This window comes from Thalassobacillus sp. B23F22_16 (assembly GCF_043496955.1).
Lineage (GTDB): Bacteria > Bacillota > Bacilli > Bacillales > Halobacillaceae > Thalassobacillus > Thalassobacillus devorans_A.
On record NZ_JBIEKD010000055.1, the window covers coordinates 1 to 3,381 of the forward strand.

At 42.0% G+C, this 3,381-nt stretch carries 4 protein-coding genes; all 4 read left to right on the forward strand.

Annotation, left to right across the window (positions count from 1 at the left end):
- Nucleotides 1-334: 334 nt before the first annotated feature.
- Complete coding sequence (locus ACGTNI_RS19875) at nucleotides 335-1,405, forward strand: AbrB family transcriptional regulator (RefSeq protein ID WP_085508623.1); 1,071 nt, start codon at nucleotides 335-337, stop codon at nucleotides 1,403-1,405.
- Between the two features lie 102 nt (nucleotides 1,406-1,507).
- Nucleotides 1,508-2,116, forward strand: a complete 609-nt coding sequence (locus ACGTNI_RS19880; protein ID WP_085509230.1) for an alpha/beta hydrolase — start codon at nucleotides 1,508-1,510, stop codon at nucleotides 2,114-2,116.
- Between the two features lie 64 nt (nucleotides 2,117-2,180).
- Entirely contained in the window at nucleotides 2,181-2,918 is a 738-nt protein-coding gene (gene sfsA / locus ACGTNI_RS19885) for a DNA/RNA nuclease SfsA (RefSeq protein WP_394464237.1), read from the forward strand.
- A gap of 57 nt (nucleotides 2,919-2,975) precedes the next feature.
- A complete protein-coding gene (locus tag ACGTNI_RS19890; RefSeq protein ID WP_085508621.1) occupies nucleotides 2,976-3,182 on the forward strand; it encodes a DUF6501 family protein in 207 nt (68 codons plus the stop codon).
- The last annotated feature ends 199 nt before the right edge of the window (nucleotides 3,183-3,381 follow it).

Consider the following 3,381-nt stretch of genomic DNA (forward strand, 5'->3'; position numbering starts at 1 on the left):
AGAATTCAAGGGGAAGTCCTCCTTTTGATGTTTGTATTTGGGTACAAATGCATCATAACGGAGGGCTTTTTTTCATTCAAGGATCCTTCTACTGAATCCCACAGGAATCTCCCGCGGGAGAAGGAGCAAGGCAAGATCCCGCAGGGCTTAGCCCGAGGAAGCTTGCCAGGTCCCCCGCAGGAAAGCGAATCCTTCCCCAACGCCCCTTTTCCTCAAACAATATCTCGAAATCAAGTCTTCGACTTTTCGGTCTTATAATTGAATAAGCAAAACAATACTATCGATTAGAGTTATGGAAAGGGTATGATAGAATTGGGCTGAAGGAGTTAATGCTATGTTTAAATCTCGTTCATGGAAATTATTATTATCTTTTTTGATCTCCATAGCAGGTGGAGGCGTTTTTCTTTATCTTCATTTTCCTTTGCCCTGGATTCTGGGACCGGTGGCTTTTCTACTGATATACAAGGTAACGACAAAGAAAGCAACCGCAGCTTCTTTAAAACTGAGGAATTTGAGTTTCGGGTTTTTAGGCATACAAATAGGAAATACATTTACTGCCGATACTTTTACGAGTGTCACGCCTTATTTGATCCCTTATAGTATTTTTACTTTATTATTGATTGCTATCAGTTTATTAAATGCTTATATTATTTCCAGATACATTGAAATTGACGCGAAGACAAGTATGCTGGGCAGTGTGCCGGGTGGATTATCAGCCATGCTGGCATTGAGCGATTCATTAAGAGGAAATACGGTCCTTGTGACGATTTTGCATACGATTAGATTAGTTACTGTCTTATTTGCGATACCTTTTATGGCTACTCATTTTTTTGCCAGTGATAAATCACAAGAAGCAGCTTACGCCTCGTCTCATATACAAGGGGAGTGGTACACCCTCTTATTCTACGTGGCGGCATTCCTTTTAGGGTTCTTGCTTCAAAAACGAATTCCAGCCTCATTAGTCATCGTACCAATGCTGATCACCGGGGGGATTCAGTCTTTGGGGATGCCATTATTTGAGCTTCCCGGGGTTATTTTCATATTTGCCCAGCTGAGTCTCGGCGTCTACCTTGGTAATTCTGTTTCCATTACAGATGTTATCCGGGCAGGGCGGTACTGTTTTTATTATTTTGCCCTGGCTTTATTTGTAATCCTGGTATCTTTCGGTTTAGGCTACTTATTAACTCTATGGACAGGGATGGAGCTCTCGACTGCAATCTTAAGTATTGCCCCAGGAGGTTTGATCGAGATGGCTTTGACAGCGGATGAAGCAGGTGGAGATCCTTCCATTGTAAGTTCGCTCCAAATGATTCGGTTATTGATGATCGTTTTACTATTGCCGTTCATCTTACAATGGCTTCTTCCTAAGGTGGAAAGAAAAGAGGCTTCTGCCAGCAGCTCTTAGTTGACGTTATCTTGAATGTGAGATACCATTATCTTGATACTGAGATAAATGAAGATCAATTAACAATGATAGATACTTAAGAAGGAGGCAATCCAAATGAAGATGAAACATATTTTCCGGGAAGGAAAAACAGATAATAAAAATGTATTATTACTCCTGCATGGTACAGGAGGAACCGAGCAGGATCTTTTGCCGATCGCTAATATGATCGACCCTGATGCATCCATCCTCTCTGTTCGTGGTAATGTATCAGAAAATGGTATGCCGCGCTTTTTCAAACGATTGCGTGAAGGTGTATTTGACGAAGAAGATTTGATTAACCGGACGAAAGAATTGGATGAGTTTTTAGATGAAGCAGCTGAAGCTTATGGGTTTGACCGTGAGCATGTGATAGCAGCTGGCTATTCCAATGGAGCGAATATCGCCGGCAGCTTATTATTCCACATCGAAAACAGTTTGAAAGGAGCGATGCTCTTTCATGCGATGGTTCCAAGGAGAAATGTGGAGCTTCCAGATTTGACAGGCAAGCAGCTGTTCATAGGAGCGGGAGAGAACGATCCGATTTGTCCACCTGAAGAAACGAAGGAACTGAAAGAGATGTTGGAAAACGCCGGTGCTGCTGTAGAGGTCTTTTGGGAGAGATATGGGCACCAACTTACCGAAGCAGAAGTACAGGAAGCAAAAAAATGGTATGATAAAACTCAGAAATGAAGTTAGGAGACTGTCTCAATTTGGTGAGACAGTCTCTTTTTACGGCAGAAAGGTGGTTTTTGTCATGCAAACAGCATTTGTTCCATTTGAACAGGATAAATTGTTTGAAGCGGTTTTCCTTGAACGGCCTAATCGTTTCATTTTACATTGTAGGTTAAAAGAAAATGGGCAAACCATTCGGGTACACCTCCCTGACCCGGGCAGGTTAACTGGTTTATTACGAGAAGGAGCCGCCATTATTGTCAGACACCATAATGATCCGACCAGGAAAACAGCCTGGTCGGCGGTAATGATTGAAGATAAGAACACGAATACCATGGTTTCTTTAAACACACAGCTTGCCAATCAATTAGTTGAAAAAGCGTTACAAAATGGAGTAATTCCCTCATTAAAAAACTATAAGATACTAAAAAGAGAATATACAATAAGCCCTTCACGGTTCGATTTCTTCCTTGATAATGGAAGCAGGAAATTGATATTGGAGGTTAAAAGCGTCACGATGAGAGAGGATACGTATGGTAAATTTCCGGATGCTGTTACCAAGCGGGGCAAAAAGCATGTCGAGGAACTGGCGCAGATACGGCAGGAGGGAGAAATGGACACAGCCATATTATTTGTCGCTCAGCGGAATGACGTAACAGCCATTACAACTGCAGATGAAATTGCCCCGGCATTCAGTGCCGCTGTGAAACAAGCGGTGGTTCATGGAGTGACAGTCCTTGGCAGCAAATGTACAGTCGACAGGACAGGAATCAAATATGACAAGGAAATTCCTTTTCATAATGTAACGAATAACAGTTGAGTGTGGCAACCTAAAACGATATCATAGAAAAATAAACTGGAAAAAGGATGGGGTAACATGATCCATAAAAATTGGGAAACAAGCAAAACGATCAAGCAAATTGAGTGTGTGCATAATGATGCTGAAAAGTTCGTTGTAGATAAAGTTCTTACACCTGGTAAAGTCTACGATGTGAAAAATGAAACAGAGGAATTTTATTTCATTCTTGATAATACCGGAAGAATCGGTGGCTTCTATAAAGATTATTTCAAAGAAATCAGCTAAGTATGGACTCAACGAACGAAGCTGAATTCAACCTATAAAAAGCTGGACAGCATTTGCTGTCTAGCTTTTTGGGTGTGCCCGGCATGTGCGCACGCTTTAGGGTTCAAGTCCCGAGCGGTGAAGGTCATTGTAACCGTTAGCTGAAGGCAAGGGTGTCTGGGACGACCTGGAATCTGAAGGAAGCTGGAGGCAAATCTCC